This window comes from Marinovum sp. (assembly GCF_034669705.1).
In the GTDB taxonomy this organism is placed as follows: Bacteria; Pseudomonadota; Alphaproteobacteria; order Rhodobacterales; family Rhodobacteraceae; genus Marinovum.
Genome location: NZ_JAXMOR010000016.1, coordinates 61317 through 82051 on the forward strand (window position 1 = coordinate 61317; position 20735 = coordinate 82051).

19 protein-coding genes are annotated in these 20735 nt (G+C 65.7%); 18 read left to right on the plus strand and 1 reads right to left on the minus strand.

Annotated elements, in window-relative coordinates:
* Positions 1–152 precede the first annotated feature (152 nt).
* The 18 genes from VOI27_RS12790 to VOI27_RS12875 all read left to right on the plus strand — a co-directional run bounded on the left by VOI27_RS12790 (position 153) and on the right by VOI27_RS12875 (position 19178).
* Complete coding sequence (locus VOI27_RS12790; RefSeq protein WP_323765741.1) at positions 153–989, plus strand: cyclase family protein; 837 nt, start codon at positions 153–155, stop codon at positions 987–989.
* Positions 990–1061: 72 nt separating this feature from the next.
* Positions 1062–2045, plus strand: a complete 984-nt coding sequence (locus VOI27_RS12795; protein WP_323765742.1) for an MBL fold metallo-hydrolase — start codon at positions 1062–1064, stop codon at positions 2043–2045.
* Between the two features lie 23 nt (positions 2046–2068).
* Positions 2069–2425, plus strand: coding sequence for a cupin domain-containing protein (locus VOI27_RS12800; protein ID WP_323765743.1), 357 nt, complete (start codon positions 2069–2071; stop codon positions 2423–2425).
* Between the two features lie 3 nt (positions 2426–2428).
* Complete coding sequence (locus tag VOI27_RS12805) at positions 2429–3226, plus strand: SDR family NAD(P)-dependent oxidoreductase (RefSeq protein ID WP_323765744.1); 798 nt, start codon at positions 2429–2431, stop codon at positions 3224–3226.
* Between the two features lie 24 nt (positions 3227–3250).
* Complete coding sequence (locus tag VOI27_RS12810) at positions 3251–4156, plus strand: 3-hydroxyacyl-CoA dehydrogenase family protein (protein ID WP_323765745.1); 906 nt, start codon at positions 3251–3253, stop codon at positions 4154–4156.
* A gap of 42 nt (positions 4157–4198) precedes the next feature.
* Positions 4199–5473, plus strand: a complete 1275-nt coding sequence (locus VOI27_RS12815) for an ABC transporter substrate-binding protein (protein ID WP_323765746.1) — start codon at positions 4199–4201, stop codon at positions 5471–5473.
* A 53-nt stretch (positions 5474–5526) separates the two neighbouring features.
* Positions 5527–6255, plus strand: a complete 729-nt coding sequence (locus tag VOI27_RS12820) for an ABC transporter ATP-binding protein (protein ID WP_323765747.1) — start codon at positions 5527–5529, stop codon at positions 6253–6255.
* On the plus strand, positions 6248–6955 hold the full coding sequence (locus VOI27_RS12825) for an ABC transporter ATP-binding protein (protein WP_323765748.1): 708 nt from the start codon (positions 6248–6250) through the stop codon (positions 6953–6955). The genes VOI27_RS12820 and VOI27_RS12825 overlap by 8 nt, the downstream gene beginning before the upstream one ends.
* Positions 6955–7818, plus strand: a complete 864-nt coding sequence (locus VOI27_RS12830; protein WP_323765749.1) for a branched-chain amino acid ABC transporter permease — start codon at positions 6955–6957, stop codon at positions 7816–7818. The genes VOI27_RS12825 and VOI27_RS12830 overlap by 1 nt, the downstream gene beginning before the upstream one ends.
* Positions 7815–8828, plus strand: a complete 1014-nt coding sequence (locus VOI27_RS12835; protein WP_323765750.1) for a branched-chain amino acid ABC transporter permease — start codon at positions 7815–7817, stop codon at positions 8826–8828. Before VOI27_RS12830 ends, VOI27_RS12835 begins: the two co-directional genes overlap by 4 nt.
* A 13-nt stretch (positions 8829–8841) precedes the next feature.
* Positions 8842–9777, plus strand: a complete 936-nt coding sequence (locus VOI27_RS12840) for a 3-keto-5-aminohexanoate cleavage protein (protein ID WP_323765751.1) — start codon at positions 8842–8844, stop codon at positions 9775–9777.
* Between the two features lie 13 nt (positions 9778–9790).
* Entirely contained in the window at positions 9791–10603 is an 813-nt protein-coding gene (locus VOI27_RS12845) for a glutathione S-transferase family protein (RefSeq protein ID WP_323765752.1), read from the plus strand.
* 55 nt (positions 10604–10658) lie between these two features.
* Positions 10659–11672 carry a hypothetical protein gene (locus VOI27_RS12850; protein ID WP_323765753.1) on the plus strand — a complete coding sequence of 338 codons (1014 nt, stop codon included), beginning with the start codon at positions 10659–10661 and terminating at the stop codon, positions 11670–11672.
* Entirely contained in the window at positions 11672–12202 is a 531-nt protein-coding gene (locus VOI27_RS12855) for a TRAP transporter small permease (RefSeq protein WP_323765754.1), read from the plus strand. The genes VOI27_RS12850 and VOI27_RS12855 overlap by 1 nt, the downstream gene beginning before the upstream one ends.
* Entirely contained in the window at positions 12202–13497 is a 1296-nt protein-coding gene (locus VOI27_RS12860) for a TRAP transporter large permease (RefSeq protein ID WP_323765755.1), read from the plus strand. The genes VOI27_RS12855 and VOI27_RS12860 overlap by 1 nt, the downstream gene beginning before the upstream one ends.
* Before the next feature lie 4 nt (positions 13498–13501).
* Positions 13502–15091 (plus strand): alkaline phosphatase family protein, encoded by a 1590-nt coding sequence (locus VOI27_RS12865; protein ID WP_323765756.1) that lies wholly within the window; start codon positions 13502–13504, stop codon positions 15089–15091.
* A gap of 114 nt (positions 15092–15205) precedes the next feature.
* Positions 15206–17128 (plus strand): acyl CoA:acetate/3-ketoacid CoA transferase, encoded by a 1923-nt coding sequence (locus tag VOI27_RS12870; RefSeq protein WP_323765757.1) that lies wholly within the window; start codon positions 15206–15208, stop codon positions 17126–17128.
* A 271-nt stretch (positions 17129–17399) separates the two neighbouring features.
* Positions 17400–19178 (plus strand): SulP family inorganic anion transporter, encoded by a 1779-nt coding sequence (locus tag VOI27_RS12875; RefSeq protein WP_323765758.1) that lies wholly within the window; start codon positions 17400–17402, stop codon positions 19176–19178.
* 171 nt (positions 19179–19349) lie between these two features.
* Here VOI27_RS12875 and VOI27_RS12880 read toward each other — a convergent pair whose 3' ends face one another.
* The gene (locus VOI27_RS12880) at positions 19350–20726 is read right to left on the minus strand and encodes a YihY family inner membrane protein (RefSeq protein WP_323765759.1); all 1377 of its coding nucleotides are present in this window, start codon (positions 20724–20726) and stop codon (positions 19350–19352) included.
* Between the last annotated feature and the right edge of the window lie 9 nt (positions 20727–20735).

Below are 20735 nucleotides of genomic sequence, written 5' to 3' on the forward strand. Positions count from 1 at the left end.
CCGCGATGCGGTGCAGGTCAATCGAATTGCAGGTTTTTATTGACCGCATGGTGGGCGCTATGTACCGTAATTCGAGACAGAGGGAGGAGCTCTCTGACAGTTTCAAGCCAACCGCCACCGGCCCCTGCCGGTGAACAGAGAAGGTGCATCCGATGGTCGAGATCCGCGGAATCGAGTTTCAGGCAAATACCGACAACGACATGGGTCTGGAGTTCTACAACCTCAGCCACCGCTTCGGGTTTCAGAACCCCAACTGGCCGTATTTCCAGGATACCAAGATCGAGCGTATCCACTACATGGCCAAGTCGGGCGTGTTGAGCCAGCGCATCACCACCACGATGCACGCCACCACCCATATCGATGCGCCGGCGCATGTGGTGCAGGGCACGCCCTTCATCGACGAGGTGCCGCTGCCGCATTTCTTCGGCACAGGGCTGGTCGTGTCGATCCCCAAGAAGAAATGGGAGCCAATCACCGGCGAGGATCTCGAGAAGGCCTGTGGCCACGCGATCCGCAAGGGCGACGTGCTGATCATCAACACCGGCTGGCACCATGATTACGAAGATGGCGACTATTTCGCCTATTGCCCCGGTCTGGTGTCTTCGGCCGCAGAATGGATGGTGGAAAAGGGCGTCAAGGTCGTCGGCCACGACACCCAGGCCAACGACCACCCGCTGGCCACTGCCATCGGCCCGCAAAGGAACGGCCCGCTGCTGCCGCACCTCGAGCAGGAGTACAAGGAGTGGTCCGGCGGCAACGACTGGAAAGATGACTTCCCCGAGTGGGAGCCGGTGCACAACATCCTGTTCAAGAACGGCATCCTCGGCATCGAGAACGTCGGCGGCGATCTGGACGCGGTGACAGGCAAGCGCTGTACCTTCGCCTTCTTCCCCTGGAACTGGGATCGCGGTGACGGCTGCATCATCCGCCTGGTGGCGATGATCGACAAGTCCCAGGGCTTCCGCATCGACGACGGGGCGGAGTTCTAGGATCCGATCCTGACGGCCGCTCTGGGAGGAGCGGCCAACCCGTCACGAAACATGTTTGGGAGGAGAAGCCCGATGGATTGGAACACACGAAAACTGACCGGTGCGCTTGCACTGATGGCGGCGGCTGGCCTGCCGCTGGCCGCTCAGGCCGACAGTGCGATTGCAACCGAGAACGAGATGGTTGTCACCCTGCTGGGCACCGGCACGCCCGCGCCGCTGCTCGATCGCTTCGGCTATGCCACCTTGGTCTCGGCCGGCGGACAACTGCTTTTGTTCGATGTCGGGCGCGGTGCGGTCCAGCGGCTCTGGCAGGTTGGCGTTGTGCCCGGTGACGTCGATGAGGTGTTTCTCACCCATTATCACTCCGACCACCTGATCAGCCTGCCCGACCTGTGGCTGACCTCCTGGCTGGTGCCCTACGGCGCCAATTCCGAACCCTTCAGAATCACCGGACCCGAGGGTGTGACCGCATTGACCGACGGCCTGACCGCCGCCTTTGCCGCCGACATCCAGATCCGCGTCGAGGATCAGAACCTGCCGGCCGCCGGCGTCGAATGGGACGTGACCGAATTCACCGAGGACGGTGTGGTTTACGACCACGATGGCGTCACCGTGACCGCCTTTACCGTGAACCACGGCGAAAAGATCAAGCCCGCCGTCGGTTACAAGATCGAATACGGCGAACACACGGTCGTCCTGAGCGGCGATACCAAGAAGGAAGACGCGGTGATCGAGGCCGCGACCGGCGCCGATCTGTTGGTGCATCAGGTCGCCATGGCCGCCGAGGCCATCGCCGGCAATCCGCCGATCGTCGCGATCATGGGGCATCACACCACGCCCGTCGAAGCGGGAGAGGTGTTTTCCGCCGCCGCGCCCGGACTTGCGGTCTATTCCCACATCGTGCGCCTTGGCCCGCCGGCCTCGCCCGACATCTCGCTCGAGGCGTTGGTCGAACAGACCCGCCAGACCTACGACGGTCCGTTAGAGGTGGGGGCCGACCTGATGACCATCACGATCGGAGACGAGGTCACCGTCGGCACCGCCGACACACGCTGAGCACTTGTGACAGGGAGAACGTCATGCATTTGAAACGTTTCGCCGATGCGGGCAGCTACGACGCGCCCAACCATTTCGGCTGCCACGGGCTCAGGCTCCAGGGCTTTGAAGAGGGCGGGCCGAAGAACCAGTGGATCGGGTTCAGCCAGTTCCTGCCGGGCGGCGGCGCAGGGCCCGACGCCACACCCTTCGAGAAGGTCTATGTCGTGCTCGAGGGCGAGATGACGGTGATTGTCGACGGTGAGGAAACCGTTCTGGGCAAGATGGACAGTTGCACCATTCCCCCCGGCGAGGTCCGCAAGATCGAGAACCGCAGCAACGACACCTGCAAGATGCTGGTCGTCATTCCCTATCCCCCCGAACCCAAGACCGAGGCCTGAGCCATGAGTGCACTGACCAATCCCCTCTCGATGTTCGACGTCAAGGGCAAGGTGGCGCTGATCACCGGGGCCTCGGGCGCGTTCGGCATGGTGGCCGCGCGCGTTCTTGGTGGCGCCGGGGCCAAGCTGGTGCTGGTCGCCGGCAACCAGGAGGCGCTTGACGAGATCGCCGGCGAATGCCGCGACATGGGCGCCGAGGTGACGGCAATCAACACGCGCCCCTCTGACGAAGAGACCTGCAACGGCCTCGTGGCGCAGGCGGTCGAGGCCTACGGGCAGCTCGACATCCTCGTGGTGGCCTCTGGCATGAACAAGGTGGCGCTGATCAATGACATGGCGCCGGAGACCTTTACCTCGGTGATGGACGCCAATGTCACGCAAAGCTGGCTCTTGGCACGTGCCGCCGCCGGCCAGATGAAGGCGCAGGGGCAGGGTGGCAAGATCGTGCTGGTTTCCTCGGCACGCGGGCTGCTGGGCCACCCGGCGGGCTACACCGCCTATTGCGCGTCGAAGGCCGCGACCGACGGCATCGTGAAAGCCTTGGGCTGCGAGCTTGGCCCCACCGGCATCACCGTCAACGCCATCGCGCCGACGGTTTTCCGCTCGCCGCTCACCGCCTGGATGTTCGAGGACACCGACAAGGCGAAAGAGGTCCGCAAGGGCTTTCTCGCCCGCGTGCCCAAGGGTCGGCTGGGCGAGCCGGAAGACCTCGCCGGGCCGCTCCTGTTCCTCGCCTCGAAGGCGTCAGATTTCTACACCGGGCATATCCTTTATGCCGACGGTGGCTATACGGCGGGTTGAGCGATGGTTCCCAAGAAGCAACAGATGGCCGTCATCGGTGCCGGGCTCATGGGCCACGGCATCGCCCTGACGCTGGCCCGTGCCGGGCAATATGTGACGATCACCGACCCGCATGAAGAGACGCTGAAATCGGCGCCGAAGCGGATCTCGGACAGTCTCAAGGTGCTGGGCGCCGAGGAAGAGGAGATTGCCCGCGCGCTGAAGCTGATCGAGCTCTGTTCCTCGGTCCGGACAGCCGTGAAACAGGCGGATTTCGTCTTCGAGGCGGCGCCGGAAAAGCTCGACCTCAAGCGCAGGATCTTCGCCGAGGTCGAGGAACATGCGCCCAAGGAGGCGGTGCTGGCGTCCAACACCTCGGTGATTCAGATCACCAAGATCATGGAGGGGCTGACGCTGCGCGAGCGGGCGCTTGGCACCCATTGGTGGAACCCGCCGCACATGATCCCGCTGGTCGAGGTCATCAAGACCGAATGGACCGACGGCGAGGTCGCCGACCGGATGATGGCGCTGCTGGCCAGCGCCGGAAAGACCCCGGTGATGGTGGAAAAGGACGTGCCGGGCTTTATCGGCAACCGGCTGCAACATGCCCTCTGGCGCGAGGCGGTGAGCCTTGTCGAGCGCGGCATCTGTGACGCCGAGGCGGTCGATACGGTGGTGAAATCCTGCTTCGGACGGCGGCTGGCCGTGCTCGGCCCGCTGGAGAACGCCGATCTGGTGGGCACCGACCTGACGCTGGATATCCACGAGAACGTGCTGTTTGATCTGGAAAGCCGGCAAGGCCCGTCGCCCTACCTCAAGCAACTCGTCGAGGACGGCAAGCTCGGGATGAAATCGGGCGAGGGGTTCCGCAAGTGGACCGAGGCCGAGGCCGAGGCGGTGCGCGCCCGCGTGGGCAATCATTTGCGGAAACTGGACGGAATTCTCGACTAGAGTGAAAAAGCCGGTGGGAGACCGGCGCATTGGGAGGACAACATGAACAAATTCAAGACACCGTCACGCCGCAAGTTCCTGACCGGGGGCACAGCCCTGCTGGCCGCTCCGGCGATCCTGCGCGGCACCCGCGCCTATGCGCAGACGCCGACGCTGAAGGTCGGTCACGTCAGCCCGCGCACCGGCCCCTTGGCGGGCTTTGCCGAGGCCGATGACTACGTGCTGGCCGCGATCCAGGAACAGTTCAACGCCGGCATCGAGAACAACGGCAAGACCTGGAATATCGAGATCATCTCGAAGGACAGCCAGTCCAACCCCAACCGCGCCGCGGAAGTGGCCGCCGACCTGATCCTCGGCGACGAGGTCGACATCATCGTTGCGGCCTCGACGCCCGACACGGTGAACCCGGTCTCTGATCAGGCCGAGATCAACGAGGTGCCCTGCATCACCACAGACTGCCCGTGGCAGCCCTACTTCTTCGGCCGCAACGGCGTGCCGGGGCAGGGGTTCGACTATACCTACCATTTCTTCTGGGGGCTGGAGGACGTGATCGCCGCCTTCCTCGACATGTGGGACAAGGCCGGCGTGCAGAAGGTCGTCGGCGGGCTGTTTCCGAACGACGCCGACGGCAATGCCTGGGGCGACGCCGAGCTGGGCCTGCCCAAGCCGCTGGCCGCCGCCGGCTACGACCTGACCGACCCCGGCAGGTATCAGCCGCTGACCGATGATTTCTCGAACTACATCAACGCCTTCAAAGAGGCGGGCGCGGAAATCGTCACCGGCAACATGATCCCGCCGGACTTCGCCACCTTCTGGTCGCAGGCGGCGCAGCAGGGCTTCAACCCCAAGGTCGTGACCATCGGCAAGGCGCTGCTCTTCCCCTCGGTGATCGAGTCGCTGGGCGACCGGGGCGACGGCCTCTCGTCCGAGGTCTGGTGGTCGCCGAACCACCCGTTCAATTCCTCGCTCACCGGGGCAAGCGCCAAAGAGCTGGCCGAGGGCTATTCCGCCGCCTCTGGCCGGCCCTGGACCCAGCCGATCGGCTTCAAGCACGCGCTCTTCGAGGTGGTGGCCGACGTGGTGCGCCGCGCCGAGGATCTCGAGGATTACGAGTCCATCGCCGCGGCGATCCCGGAGACCAAGCTCGACACCATCGTGGGCCCGGTCGACTGGTCGAACGGCCCGATCAACAACGTCACCAAGACGCCGCTGGTCGCGGGCCAGTGGCAGAAGGAGGGTGACGGCTTCGATCTGAAGATCGTGGCCAATTCGGCCGCACCCGAGATCCCGTTGACCGGCGAGCTGAAACTGCTCTGACCGCAAGGGGCGGCGTTCGCGCGCCGCCCGACACCGCTCAACCGGAGACCCCGATGACGCAGATACTGCAACTTGACGGCGTGTCGAAATCCTTCGGCGCGGTGACCGTCGCTGACGGCCTGACCTACGGGCTGAACCAAGGCGAGGCGCTGGGCGTGCTCGGGCCGAACGGTGCCGGCAAGACCTCAATGTTCAACCTGATCACCGGCACGCTGAAGGCCGACAGTGGCCGCATCCATTTTGCCGGCGAGGACATCACCGGGCTCAGCGCCGCGCGGCGCTCGCGCTCGGGCATTGCCCGCAGTTTTCAGGTGCCGCAGCCGTTCACCCACATGACGGTGTTCGAGAACGCCATGGTGGCGGCGACGCAATCGGCAGGGCTTCGGGGCCGCGAGGCGGAACGGCTCTGCATCGAGGTGCTCGACCAGACCGAACTGTTGGACAAGGCCAATGCGCGTGCCGGGGGGCTGACCCTGCTCAACCGCAAGCGGCTGGAGCTGACCCGCGCGCTCTGTGCCAAACCGCGGCTCCTGCTGCTCGACGAGATCGCCGGCGGGCTGACCGAGGCGGAATGCAAATCCCTGATCGCCACCATCCGCAGCATTCACGCCAGCGGCGTCTCGATCATCTGGATCGAGCATGTGGTGCATGCACTGATGGCGGTGGTCGAGCGGCTGATCGTGATCGATTTCGGCAAGAAGATCGCCGAGGGCGAACCGAAAGCCATCATGGAAAGCCCGGAAGTGCAGGAAATTTACCTGGGAATTGAAGCCGATGCCTGACGCGATCCTGACACTCACCGGTCTCGATGCCTATTACGGCGATTTCCAGGCGCTTTACGGCGTCGATCTGGAGGTCAACGAGGGCGAGGTGCTGGCAATCATCGGCGCCAATGGTGCCGGCAAGACGACGCTGTTGCGCTCGATCGCCGGGCTGATCGGCAACAAGGCGGACCAGGTGCGCTTTCGCGGCAAGGCCATCGGTGCCGAGCGCCCCGACGTGGTGGCGCAGATGGGCCTCGCCATGGTGCCCGAGGGGCGGCAGCTCTTCCAGTCGCTCTCGGTCGAGGAGAACCTGATGATCGGCGGCCGGGTGAACCGCGAGGGTCCGTGGACCCTGACCCGCGTCTACGAGCTCTTCCCGATCCTCGAGGAGCGCCGTTCGCAGGCTTCGACCTCGCTCTCGGGCGGTCAGCAGCAGATGGTCGCCATCGGCCGCGCGCTGATGGCCAACCCCGATCTGATCATGTTCGACGAGATCAGCCTCGGCCTCGCGCCGGTGATCATCCGCGACATCTACAAGGCGCTGCCCGGCATCGTCGGCGGCGGCATGAGCGCGGTGATCGTCGAGCAGGACATCACCAAGGCGCTGGCGGTCTCGTCCCGCGTCTACTGCCTGCAGGAGGGCCGGGTCTCGCTTCAGGGCAGGTCCGACACCGTCTCGCGCGAGGATATCGCGCGCGCCTATTTCGGAGTGGCATGATGGATTTCGTGAACGCAGTGGTTCAGGGCACCTTGCTGGGCGGGCTCTATGCGCTTTTCGCCGCCGGTCTCAGCCTGATCTTCGGGGTGATGCGGCTGGTCAATATCGCCCATGGCGATCTGATCGTGCTGGCCGCCTATCTCGGGCTGACCACCACCGTCATGCTCGGTGTGCATCCGCTGGTGGCGCTGATCGTGGTGGCGCTGGCGATGGCGGGCATCGGCTATGTGCTGCAACGGGCGGTGCTGAACCATACCCTCGGCGATGATATCCTGCCGCCGCTGCTGGTGACCTTTGGCCTGTCGGTGATCATCCAGAACGCTTTGCTGGAGGGTTACAGCGCCGATCCGCAGAAGATGGACGCCGGCGCGCTGGAGACCGCCTCGGTCGCTGTCGGCCCGCTGTCGCTGGGCGTGCTGCCGCTGTTGACCTTCGCCATCGCAGTGGCGGTGATCGCCGGTCTGCAATGGACCTTCTACCGCACGCCGCTGGGCCGTGCCTTCCGCGCCACCTCGGACAACCAGGATATCGCCCAGCTCATGGGGCTGAACAAGCGTCATGTCTTCGGCCTCGCCATGGCGCTGGCCTTGGCGGTGACGGCGGTGGCCGGCATCCTCTTGGGCATACGCACCAGTTTCGATCCGTCAGTGGGCGGTGGCAGGTTGATCTTCGGCTTCGAGGCGGTGATCATCGGCGGCCTCGGCAACCTCTGGGGCACGCTGGTCGGCGGCGTCATCCTCGGCGTGGCCCAGACCGTGGGCGCGACGATCAACCCGGGCTGGCAGCTTCTGGCAGGCCACATCGCCTTTCTCGTCATTCTCGCCGTGCGCCCCAACGGCCTTTTCCCGAGGATCAGCGGATGAACACAGATATCCGGATAAGCCGCACCTCCAACGCGGCGAAAGTGGCCGCCATACTGGGCGCGCTGATCGTGGTGATCCTGATCGCCGCGCCTTACTGGGCAGGCCGGGCCGACATGCGGCTGATGGGCGAGATTTTCCTCTACCTCGCGCTGGCAAGCTTGTGGAACCTGCTGGCGGGCTACGCCGGGCTGGTGTCGGTCGGCCAGCAGGCCTATGTAGGCTTCGGCGGCTACATGCTGTTTGCTCTGACCATCTTTGCCGGGCTGCCGCCTTTGGTCGCTATTGCGCTGGCGGGTGTGCTGGGCGCGCTGATCTCGATCCCCGTCGCGGCGCTGATCTTCCGGCTGAGGGGCGCCTATTTCGCCATCGGCACCTGGGTCATGGCCGAGGTCTTCCGGCTGACCTTCGCGCAGGTCTCGGCGCTGGGCGGCGGCTCCGGCACGTCGCTGCCGACCGATATCGTGCGTTCGATGGCCGATGGCCGGTCCGAGCGTGAGGCGCTCAGCTATTGGCTGGCATTGGGCGCGGCGCTCATCGTCGTCACCGCCGTCTACCTGCTCCTGCGCTCGCGCAAGGGGCTGGCGCTGACCGCGATCCGCGACAATGAACTGGCCTCGGCCTCGCTCGGCATCGACATCTGGCGCACCAAGTTCTTCGTCTATGTCGTGACCTCCGGCCTGACCGCCATCGTCGGCGCGCTGATCTTCCTGCAGAAGCTGCGGATTTCGCCCGACGCGGCCTTCTCCGTCAACGACTGGACCGCCTTCGTGATCTTTATCGTCGTCATCGGCGGGATCGGCACCATCGAAGGCCCCATCATCGGCACCATCGTCTTCTTCCTGCTGCGCGAAACCCTCGCCGACCTCGGTACCATCTACCTGATGGTCCTCGGCCTCGTCGCCATCGTGGTGATGCTGAAGGCGCCGCAGGGGGTCTGGGGCTTCATCCGTCACCGCTTCGATCTGCAACTCTTCCCGCTCGGCTACCGCGTCGAGCGCAAGGACACCTGACAAGGAGGCCATCATGGCTCGCCAGAAAACCATCATCACCTGCGCCATCACCGGCGCGATCCACACGCCCACCATGTCGGACGCGCTGCCCTATACCTATGACGACATCGCGCAACAGGCGATGGACGCGGCCGAGGCCGGGGCGTCGATCCTGCACCTGCACGCCCGCGACAACGAGACCGGGGCGCCCTCGGTCGACGTCAAGGACTTCCAGCCTTTCCTGCCGCGGATCAAGCAGGCGACGGATGCGGTGGTCAACATCTCCACGGGGGGCTCGCTGAGCCTCTCGATTCAGGACCGGATCACCCCGGCCAAGACGTTCAGCCCCGAGATGTGTTCGCTCAACATGGGGTCGATGAACTTCTCGTTCCACCCGCTGGCCAAGCGCTATTCCGACGATGACTGGAAGTTCGACTGGGAGAAGGATTACGTCGCCAATTCCGACGGCAACATCTTTCGCAACACCTTCCGCGACATCAAGGAAGCGGCCGACACGCTGGCCCCGCATGACATCAAGTTCGAGCATGAATGCTATGACGTCGGCCATCTCTACAATCTGAAATTCTGCATGGATATCGGGCTGTTCAAGGCACCGGTCTTCATCCAGTTCATCTTTGGCATCCTCGGCGGCATCGGACCCGAGGTCGACAACCTGGTGTTCATGAAGCGCACCGCCGACCGGCTCTTCGGCGACGATTACCGCTGGTCGGTGCTGGGCGCGGGCGGATCGCAGATGAACCTCGCCACCACCGCCAGCCAGATGGGCGGCAACGTCCGTGTCGGATTGGAGGACAGCCTGTTCCTCAGCCGTGGTAAGCTGGCCGAAAGCAACGCCGCCCAGGTCACCAAGATCCGCCGAATCGTCGAGGACCTGGGCTGCGAGGTCGCCACGCCCGACGAGGCGCGCGAGATCCTCGCGCTCAAGGGCGGTGACCGGGTGAAGTTCTGAGAAGGCCGCGCAGATGCCACGTATCGAACCGCAAGACCCGACCCTGAAGGACCTCTCCGGGCTGCATCTCTGGCACGCGCCGATGTCGAGCTGTTCGCAGCGCGTCAGGATCGTGCTGGCCGAGACCGGTCAGGCGTTCGAGAGCCATCTGGTGAACCTCGAGAAGGACGAGCACGCCACCGAGGCCTATCAGAGGATCCACCCCAAGGGGCTGGTGCCGGCGCTGGTCGATGACGGCGCGCTGATCATCGAGTCGATCGATATCATCCGGCATCTGGCTGGTCGCAACCCGGCGCTGGCGGCGACCACCCAGCCGGAGTTGCTGGAGAAGGCGGATGCGGCGCAACTGGACCTGAAGCTCCTGACCTTCGAGTTCCTGTTCCGCGCCGCCCCGCCACCGCCGCCAGAGGTGGCGGAGGCGTTCCAGAAGCGGCACCGCAACGACTGGCTCAAGCAGTTCCGCCGCGAGTTCGCCGCCGGCTTCGACCCCGAGCGGATCGACGCCGCCGTGCGCCGCACCGACGAGGGGTTCCGTCACCTCGACGCGCTGCTGTCGGACGGGCGGAGTTACCTGGCGGGCGAGGAATTCTCGCTCGCCGATATCGCCTGGATGCCGAACCTGCATCGCTTCGACCTGATGGGCTGGCCCTACGCCCGCACGCCGCACCTCAAGGCCTGGTTCGACCGGGTTTCGGCGCGGCCAAGCTACGCGCAGGCGCTGGAGGCCTGGGAGGACGCGCCGGCCATCGAGGCCTTCACCGCCTACACCGAGACACGCCGCAAGGCCGGCACCGATATCCGCAGCTTTGGCGGATTGGACGGTTGAGAGTTTACGACGGGGGCGACCGCACCGCACAGCCGGTCAAACACGGGAGAGAGACATGACACTGAAACTTGCACTTATCGCCTCGACGCTGATCGTCGCGGGCAGCGCGGCCAGCGCCAAGACGCGGCTTTTGGTCAACTGCTTCTGGCCGTCGAGCCACTTCGTCTGTTCCGAGGTGCTGCCGGGCTGGATCGCAGAGGTCGAGCGGGTGACCGAAGGCCGGGTGACGGGCAACATCCCGCCAAAATCCGTGGCCCCGCCGCCAGAACAGCTTGCGGCCGTGGAGAAGGGCATCGTCGATGTCTCGATCAGCTTCAACGGCTTCCTGTCCGAAGCCATCGGGCCGGAGGTGGCGATGCTGCCGTTTGTCGGCAATTACGACCCCGAGACCATGTCCCGCGCGCTCTGGGCCACGAACCGCAAGTTCTTTGCCGACGAGATCGAAAACGTACACCTGCTGTCGCAGTTCGTGATCAACCCCGGCGAGCTCTACAGCCAGACCGACACGCCGATCAATTCGATCGACGATCTTGCGAACCGCAAGATGTGGGTGCTGCCCGGCCCGCTCGCCGCGATCACCAAGAGCCTCGGCACCGGCGTGGTCTCCACCCCGGCGGTGAAGTCGAACGAGATCATCTCGCGCGGCGTGGTCGACGGCCACCTCGGGCTCGATCCGCAGGGCGTGCAGGCGTTCCAGCTGTTCCCCTATACCAAGTCGAACACCAAGTTCGAAAAGCCGCTCTACACCACCTCCTTTTCGGTCTTTGCCAACAAGGACAAGTGGGCCGAGATCTCGGCCGAAGATCAGGCGGCAATCATGAGCGTCTCTGGCGATGTTCTGGGCGCAATCGCGGGGGCGCGCTGGAAATCCGCGACCGATGCGGCGGTTGAGGATTATGCCGAAGCAGGCATCGAGGTGGTCGCCGCCGATCCGGCCTTCGAGCAGGCCCTGATCGAGGCCGCGGCACCGGTGACCGAGGATTGGCTCAAGAGAGCCGGCGATGCCGGCATCGACGCTCAGGCCGCGCTCGACTTCTACCGCAGCCAAGTGGAAGGGGCGATGAACTGATGGCCGGGCCGACTGACAGTCACGCGGGCAGCCACGCGGGCGCCGGCGTTCTTGCGCTGATCGTCAAGATGCTGGAGATCTTCTCCAGCATCGTTCTGGCGCTGATGATGCTGCTGACCTTCGTGGATGTCGTCGGCCGCTATCTCCTCGGCGCTCCGATCTTCGGGGCGTCGGAAATGATCTCGGTGATGCTGGCGCTGGTGATCTTTGCCGGTCTCGGCATTGCCAATGCCCGCGACAAGCACATCGTGGTCGAGCTGTTCGACACGCAGGTGCGGGCGATCTCGCCGCGGGTTTATGACATCGCGGTGCAGGGGCTGTCGCTCTGCGTGATGGGCCTGATCGTCTATGTCCTGTTCGAGGCGGCGCTGCACGCGGCCGAGGTGAATTCGCGCACCATCGTCCTTGAATGGCCGTTATCCTGGGTCTTCGGCATCGTCGCCGGACTGGCGGCGGTGAGCGTGGTCTGCCAGGTGCTCGGGCTGATGACCGGCACCGGCCGGGCCGAGAAGCATGTGGAGGACCTCTGATGGTCAGTGCCCTGATCGGTTTTGCTGCCCTGCTCGGGCTCTGTTTCCTTGGGTTCCGCGTCGGCTTTGCCACGCTGGTGGTGGGTTTCATAGGCTTCGGCCTGCAACGCGGCTTCGAGGCCTCGCTGGCCATGGTCGGCCAGCAGGTGCTCGAAGACAGCATGAACTACAACCTCAGCGTGATCCCGCTGTTCATCCTGATGGGCGTCTTCATCGTCCATGCGCGGATCTCCAAGGATCTCTACGATGCGGCCTATGCCGGGCTCGGCAAGTACCGCGGCGGGCTGGCGCTGGCCACGGTGCTGGCGGCGGGCGGCTTTTCCGCCGTCTGCGGCTCGACGCTGGCGACGGCGGCCACCATGGCCAAGGTCGCCATGCCGCCGATGAAGACCTACAAGTATTCCGACAAGCTGGCCGCCGGTACCATTGCCGCGGGCGGCACGCTGGGCATCATGATCCCGCCCTCGGTGCCGCTGGTGATCTACGGTCTGATCGCCGAACAGGACATCGGGTTGCTGTTTATCGCCGGCATCCTGCCGGGGCTGCTTCTGGTCACGCTCTTCATGATCTGCGTCGGCATCGTGGTGCGCCGCGATCCGCTGGCGGCCCCCGCGGCGCCGCCGCTGGAGCCGGCGCGCAAGAAGGAGGCCATTCGCGGCACCCTGCCGGTGCTGATCCTCTTTCTCGTGGTGCTGGGCGGCATCTACACCGGCGCCTTCACCGCCACCGAGGCCTCGGGCATCGGGGCCTTCGGCGCCGCGGTGATCGCCGTGCTGCGCGGCAACCTGCGCACCCTCGGCGAATGGAAGGAATGCCTGGCAGACGCCACGGTGACCACCGCGACGATCTTCATCGTGCTCCTGGGCGCCATCGTGTTCTCGCAGTTCATCAACCTGTCGGGCCTGCCCTACGACCTGCTGGATTTCGTCGATGAATACGAGCTATCGCCGATGCAGCTGGTCATCTTCGTCTGCATCATCGCCATCCTCATGGGCATGGTGTTCGAGGCGATCGGCATCCTCGTGCTGCTGGTGCCGGTGTTCCTGCCGGCGCTGCAGATCAGCGGCATCGACATGATCTGGTTCGGCATCCTGGTGGTGCTGGTCTCGGAGATCGGGCTGATCACGCCGCCCATCGGCATGAACGTCTTCGTGGTGAAATCGGTGCTGCCCGACGTCAAGCTCGGCGCGATCTTCCGCGGCGTGACACCCTATATCATCGCCTTGGTCGTCGGGCTGATCCTTGTGCTGATCTTCCCGCCCATCGCCACCTTCCTTCCCGGACTGATGAGATAACCGCATGACAAAGATCAAGAACATCCTCTTCATCATGGCTGACCAGCTGCGCTGGGATTACCTGTCGTGCTATGGCCATCCGCATCTCGACACGCCCAATATCGACAAGCTGGCCAGCAAAGGCGTCCGTTTCGACCGCGCCTATGTGCAATCGCCGGTCTGCGGGCCGTCGCGCGCCTCGACCTATACCGGGCGCACGGTGTTCAGCCATGGCGCCACCTGGAACCGGGTGCCGCTGCCACTGGGCGAGTTGACCATCGGCGACTACCTGCGGCCCCAGGGGATGACGACGGCGGTGGTCGGCAAGACCCACATGATCCCCGACCGCGAGGGCATGGCACGGCTGGGCGTCGACCCCGGCGGCGAGATCGGCATCAAGGTCAGCCAGCCGGGCTTTGACCCCTATGAGCGTGACGACGGTCTGCACCCCGACGGTGTGCTCTCGGCCAAGGGCGGCAAGCTGGCCTATAACGACTGGCTGCGCGCAAAGGGGTATGACGGAGACAACCCCTGGGACCGCTATGCCAATTCCGCCGAAGGCGAGGACGGCGAGGTGCTCTCGGGCTGGTATCTGAAGAACTCCAACCTGCCGGCGCGGGTAAAGGAAGAGCATTCAGAGACCGCCTACATGACCATGCGCGCGCAGGAATTCATCGAGGAAATGGGCGACCAGCCCTGGCTCCTGCACCTCAGCTACATCAAGCCGCACTGGCCCTATATCGCGCCGGCGCCTTACCACGACATGTATGGCCCCGAGACCTTCCTGCCGCTCCACCGCAGCGAGGAGGAGCGTGCCGATCCCAACCCGGTCTATGACGCCTTCATGCAGCTGGAAGTCTCAGAGACCTTCTCGATGCAGGGCGCGCGCGAGGTGGTTCTGCCGGCCTACATGGGGCTGATCAAGCAGATTGATGACCACCTCGGGCGGTTGTTTGCCTGGCTTGAGGAAACCGGCCGCGACCGCGACACGATGATCGTGCTGACCTCGGATCACGGCGATTACCTCGGCGATCACTGGATGGGCGAGAAAGAGCTGTTTCACGAATGCTCGGTGCGGGTGCCGCTGATCATCTGCGATCCGCGCCCGGAGGCCGATGCCACCCGCGGCACCGCTTCGGAGGCGCTGGTCGAGGCCATCGACCTGCTGCCCACCTTCCTGGAGGCCACCGAAGCACCGCCGGCGGAACACCGGCTCGAGGGGCGCTCGCTGATGCCGCTCCTGCGCGGCGAGACGCCGGACGACTGGCGCGACGCGGTTCTGTCGGAGATCGACTATGCCTTCTACGCGGCGCGCGAGACACTGGGCGTCGGCCCGTCTGAGGCGCGCGGCTACATGCTGCGCAGCGAGCGGTGGAAATACGTCTACTTCCGGGGCTTCCCGCCGCAGCTCTTCGATCTGGAGACCGACCCGGACGAGTTCCACGACCTCGGCTGCGACCCGGACCATGCGGACATCCGCGCCGAGATGCAGGCGGCGCTGTTTGACCGGCTGACCGGGCGCAAGAACCGGGTGTCGATGACCGACGAAGGTGTGCGGGCGCTGCGCCGCGACGAGACCGCCTCGGGCATCCTGATCGGCAAATGGGGCGCGTGACCTGCCACCCGGCCGGGCGGCCAGCGCAGGTGTCCGGCCAAATCGGCGCCCAGAGCCTCACCGGAGCGGTCTTGCCGGTTGACGCCGGCGGGACCGCGGCCTGAAGGTATCGCCATGCGCAACAAGATCGTGTCCCCCGCCGAAGCTGCCGCCCTGATCAAGGACGGCGATACGCTCACCACCTCGGGATTCGTCGGGATCGGCGTGCCGGACGAGCTTCTGGCCGCCGTCGAGGCGCGGTTTCTCGAGACCGGGCATCCGCGCGACCTGGGTCTCGTCTTCGCGGCGGGACAGGGCGACGGCAAGGTGCGCGGGCTCAACCGGTTGGGGCATGAGGGGCTTCTGAGGCGGGTGATCGGCGGGCATTGGGGGCTGATCCCCAAGGTGGCGGCGCTGGCCGTGGCGGGCAAGATCGAGGGCTGGAACCTGCCGCAGGGCTGCATCAGCCAGCTGTATCGCGACATCGCGGCGGGCAAACCGGGGATGCTGTCGAAAGTGGGGCTCGAGACCTTTGTCGATCCGCGCAATGGCGGCGGCGCGATTAACGATCTGTCAACCGACTCTCAGGTAGACCTGATGCAGATCGGCGACGAGGAGGTGTTGTTCTACAAGTCACAGCGGCTCACCGTGGCGCTGTTGCGTGGCACCACGGCGGACGAGGCCGGCAATATCACCATGGAGCGCGAGGCGCTGACCATCGACAACCTGGCGCAGGCCATGGCGGTCAAGAACGCCGGCGGTGTGGTGATCGTGCAGGTCGAGCGGGTGGCACGGGCCCGGACCTTGCCCGCCCGCGAGGTGCAGATTCCCGGCATCCTGGTGGATGCGGTGGTGGTGGCACGGCCCGAGAACCATGTGCAGACCTATGCGACGACGTTCAGCCAGGGCTTCACCGGGCGAATGCGCGCGCCCGAGGGCGAGATCCCGGCCATGCGGCTCGACGCGCGCAAGGTGATCGCGCGCCGCTGCGCCTTTGAGCTGCCGGTCAACGGCGTGGTCAACCTCGGCATCGGCATGCCCGAAGGGGTGGCCTCTGTCGCGGCAGAGGAGGGGCTGCTCGAGCACCTGACACTGACGGCAGAGCCGGGGGTCATCGGCGGCCAGCCTGCCTCCGGGCTTGATTTCGGCGCGGCGGTCAATACCGACGCGGTGATTGCGCAGAACGCGCAGTTCGATTTCTACGACGGCGGCGGACTCGACATGACCTGCCTCGGGCTGGCGCAGGCCGACCGGCAGGGCAACGTCAACGTCTCCCGCTTTGGTGCGCGGCTGGCCGGGGCGGGCGGCTTCATCAATATCTCGCAGAACGCGAGGGCGGTGGTCTTTGCGGGCACCTTCACCGCCAAGGGGCTCGAGATCGCGGTCACTGACCAGGGCGTCGAGATCCTGCGCGAGGGCGCGCAGCGCAAGTTCCTGAGCGACGTCGAGCAGATCACCTTTTCCGGCGGACGGGCCGCACGGCTGGGCCAGAAGGTGCTCTATGTGACCGAGCGCTGCGTCTTTGAGCTGACCGAACGCGGCTTGAAGCTCATCGAGGTGGCTCCGGGCATCGACGCCGAGAGGCAGATCATCGGCTTGATGGACGTGCCGCCGATCGTCGACGAGATCGTGCCGATGGACCACCGGATCTTCGCCGACAAGGAGATGGCGCTGCGGGTCGACCTGCTGCATCTCGACCTTGCCGACCGGATTGCACTGGATGCCGAGACCGACCGGCTGTTCCTCAACTTCGAGAAGATGCGGGTGCGCAGGTGGGACGAGGTGCAGCGCGTCGGCGAAATGGTGGCGCAGGTCTGCGCGCCGCATGGCCGGCGGGTCGATGTGCTGGTGAACTACGACGGGTTTCGCATCGACGACCTGCTGGAGGCCGACTGGGCGCGGATGGTGGCTGCCCTGCACCGCGACTACTATCGCACCGTTTCGCGCTATTCGGGCTCTGCCTTCATGCGGATGAAGCTGGGCGAGGTCTTTCCCCACGCCCGCACCCATATCTTCGAGACGTCCGAACAGGCGCGCGGTTTTCTCGATGGCACCTAGCTCCTGCGCCTGCTGCGACGGTCGCGCCCCGCGCCCCGGCTTCAGGCCGACCGCAGCCCGATCCCGCACGCCTGTCCGCCAGGGAATGCCGGGTTGAAACGGGTCGCCGGCGCCACTGTCTCAAGGCGACAGAGACGCAGGGGGGCAACAGCGCCGCGTCCGATTTCGCTGTTCTTCACCGTCTCGGCTGGTATTGGCCCTCTGGCCGCTGGTGCAGGCCCGGAACACGGCGCGCCCGGCGGTATGACTGCTTGCCTGACGGAGTGCCCACATGTCTGACCGCCTGTCGATGCTCTCGCCGCGCCGGCCCTGGATGTCGCGGATCAACCGCGCCACGCTGGGGGCCGATGCGCTGGCGGGGCTGACAAACGCCGCCATCGTCCTGCCACAGGGCGTGGCCTTCGCCATCATCGCCGGGCTGCCGCCGCATTACGGGCTGTTCACCGCGATGATCACCACGGCGGTGGCGGCCTTCTGGGGCTCGTCGAGCGTCATGGTCTCGGGGCCGACCACCGCGATCTCGGCGGTGCTCTTCACCGCGTTGTCGGGCCATGCGGTGCCGGGAACCGAGCTCTATATCGCGCTGGCGCTGACCGTCACGGTGATGGTCGGGCTTATTCAGCTGGCGGCGGGGCTGGCCCGGCTTGGCGGGCTGATCGCCTTTATCTCGCATTCGGTGATCGTGGGGTTCACCGCCGCGGCGGCGATCCTGATCGGCGTGTCGCAACTGGGCGGCGCGCTGGGGGTGCAGGTGGCCGGCGGCGGCGGCGTCTACGAGCGGCTCTCGGGGCTGATCGGCGCCATTGGCGGCACCAGCCCGGTGGCGGTTGCCATTGCCGCGGTCACCTTGCTCAGCATCCTGGTGATCCAGCGCATCGACAAGCGCATCCCGGCCTATATCGTGGCGCTCGCCGCCGGGGCGGGCATGGGCTGGGCGCTCGATGCGCCGGCGCAAGGCATCGCCATGTTCGCCGCGCTGCCCGCCGTCATCCCGAGCTTCCTGGTCCCGGATGTCGCGACCTCCGAGATCTTTGACTTGCTGCCGGCCGCTGCCACCATCGCCTTTGTCGGGTTGCTCGAGGCGATCTCGATCGGCCGGTCCTTCGCCGTCCGCCGCGGCGAGCGGTTTGACGCCAACCAGGAGATCGTGGGGCAGGGGCTGTCAAACACCATCGGCGGCTTCTTTCAGTCCTACGCGGGCTCGGGCTCCTTCACCCGCTCCGGGCTGAACGCCGACTCGGGCGCGCAGACGCCGATGGCGGCGCTGATGGCGGCTGCCTTCCTGCTGGTGCTTCTGCTGATCCTCGCGCCGCTGGTGACCTATATCCCGGTGCCGGCGATCTCGGGGATCATCCTCTATGTCGCCTGGCGGCTCATCAATTTTGCCGAGATCCGTCACATCCTGCGCAGCCGGGCCGAGACCGCGATCCTTGCCGCGACCTTCTTCACCGGCATCCTGACCCATCTGGAGCTGGCCATCGTCGCGGGTGTCATCGCCTCGCTGGTGCTGTTTCTCTACGACAGCGCGAATCCCTCGATCGGGATCGGCGCGCCGACCGAGATCAATGGCCACCGCTGCTTTCGCAATGCCGATGCCTACGAGCTGCCGGAATGCCCGCAGTTGCGGATGCTGCGGCTGAACGGGCCGCTGTTCTTTGCCTCGGTCGATGCGGTCGAAGCCGCGATGCGCGAACGCGATCTCAGCCACCCGCACCAGACCACCCAGGTCTTCACCCTCAAGGGCACCGAGAAGATCGACATGGCGGGCGCGGATTTCCTGATCTCGGAAATCCGGCGGGCGCGCCGGGCCGGCGGCGACTTTCACATCATCGCCATCTTTCCCGGCATGCTGCGGCGGTTGGCGCGGCTGGGGGTGCTCAAGGCGCTGGGCGAGGACAACCTGCATGGTGGCAAGTCCGGCGCCATCGCCGCCGCGGTGCCGACGCTGCGCGACGATATCTGCCGCGACTGCAGCCTGCGGGTGTTCTCGGAATGCCGCTTCCGGCCGGGTGGCGCGGCAGAGGATGGCAGCCCGCGCCGGGCGGGGTAGCGGGCAGGGGCCGGAGACACCGGCCCCCACTTTATGCAGATCGGGCCGGGCTGTCCGGCTGTGGTGGGGCTCAGGCCGCGGCGGGATCGGTGGCCGTGATCGTCTGGGGTGCGCGTCACCGTACCGTCCCTGCAACACCATGACGGAGGCGGCCCAGGCCCCGGCGGCACCTCACTCCTGCGCCAACTCCGGGTCCGGGTCCGGGTCCGGAGAGGCCGCGTCGTCGCTCCGGACCACAAGAACCTCGGCCAGCGGCCGTCCGAGGATCCGCGCCTCGGCCTCGGACAGCCCGATCAGCAACTCGTCCACTGCCGCGGTGCGTTGCACCAAATGATTGCGGACTTCCTGCGGGATCTCGCTGGTCTCGTTTGGCGGATGGCCGAGGGTCAGGTTGAGATCGGCCGCCAGGTCATAGACCGTGGTGGTCGACAGATCGCGGGTCAGTGCGACCTTGTCGTTCTCGGTCCGCACCAGGTATCCGGCCTGATGCAGGGCGTCGAAGATCGCGTCGCGGGCCTCGAGCGGGGCGGATTCCACCAGGTCTTCCTCGCCGATGGTGCCGCCGTCCTGGGACTGGCGGTGCAGCTGCGCCAGAAGCGCCGCGGCGATCACCAGCTTGTCACAGGGGTGCAGGATTTCGGTGCGGACGCTGGTTCTGGCGACCAGCCAGTCGGGGATCGAAGCCGCAACCACCGCGCCGAAGATGATCACCGTCCAGGAGGCATAGACCCAGACCAGAAACACCGGCACCGCCGCGACCGCGCCGTAGATCGTTTGGTAGCTCGAGCCGGAGGTGAGGAAGGAATTGAACCCCCAGGACAGGAATTCGAACGCGATGGCGGCGATGCTGGCGCCGATCAGCGCATGCCAGATGCGCACCCGCCGCGCCGGCACCAGCACGAAGAGCGAAGCGAAGCCGACGATGCTGATCAGCAGGCCGAGTAGCTTGCTGACGAACCATGTCTCGGTCAGCGGCGTGGTCTCGTCGCCATCGGCAAAGCCTGGCAGATGCGCCCGGTCGAGCAGCACCAGCAGGTCAGAGGTCAGGGCGAAACTGGCACCGATCAGCAGCGGGCCAAGGGTCAGGATCGCCCAGAAGATCAGGAAGCGGACAAACAGCGGCCGCGGCCGCTCGACATGCCAGATCTGGTTCAGCGTCGCCTCGATGGTGCCGAGCAGCAGCACCGCCGTCACCGCAAGCGCCAGCACGCCAAAGGTGGTCAAGTCGCTGGCGTTCGAGGTGAAATCCGCCAGGTAGTCGGCAATCGCCGCGCCGGTTTCGGGCACCACGGTCTCGAAGAACAGCGCCTGCATCCGTTCCTTGACCGCGTCGAAGGCCGGAAAGCTCGACAGGATCGAAAACGCGATCACCAGAAGCGGCACCAGCGCCAGCAGCGTCGAATAGGTCAGCGCCGCGGCCGAGGCGCTGAGCCGTTCGGTCAGGAACCGGCCGGCGGCGAAGATCGCGAATTGCCCGATGTTTCGGGGGATCGCGATGCGACGGCTGTCGTGGCCGGCAAACAGGTGTTTTTTCAAGGTTTCCAGCATCTCACCAGC